The organism is Halomonas borealis (genome assembly GCF_004798905.1).
Taxonomy (GTDB): Bacteria; Pseudomonadota; Gammaproteobacteria; order Pseudomonadales; family Halomonadaceae; genus Halomonas; species Halomonas borealis.
This window is the reverse complement of record NZ_SDMO01000036.1, coordinates 1-377: the sequence shown is the minus strand read 5'-3', so window position 1 is coordinate 377 and position 377 is coordinate 1. Positions and strand designations below refer to the sequence as shown.

Sequence of the window (377 nt, the reverse complement as noted above, 5' to 3'; positions counted from 1 at the left end):
GTGACAACTTGTGGTACCTCAATCATTTTCTTAGCCCCGCTTTCTTTGAACTGCAATAGATATTATTTAATAAGGCAGTGATGAAATCTCCAGGAAGCCCTTTGACTTGTCGTTCTGCCTGGATTCCAGATTCACTAAAAAATTTAGTAGCTTCATATGAAGCTTCAAGTAGGTGAGAATTTGTGGCTGAAAAAGTAGCGATCGCCGCAGTTAACATATCACCACATCCAACATTTATTTCAAAAAGTCTGCTGCTTGTCTTCACATAATGCAGATGATTTCCATCTGTGATGACATCTGTTTGTCCCGTCTGAACAATAACAGCATTTGTTTTTTTTGCTGCACTTTTTGCATTATTACTGCTGATAGTCGTAGCA

Annotated in this window: 1 protein-coding gene; it reads right to left on the bottom strand. The window is 38.5% G+C overall.

All coding sequences use genetic code 11. The features are described 5' to 3' along the window. Positions 1–22: 22 nt before the first annotated feature. Positions 23–377: hydroxyethylthiazole kinase (locus ETC07_RS16090; protein ID WP_205742563.1), on the bottom strand; the 355-nt coding region annotated here is incomplete at its 5' end.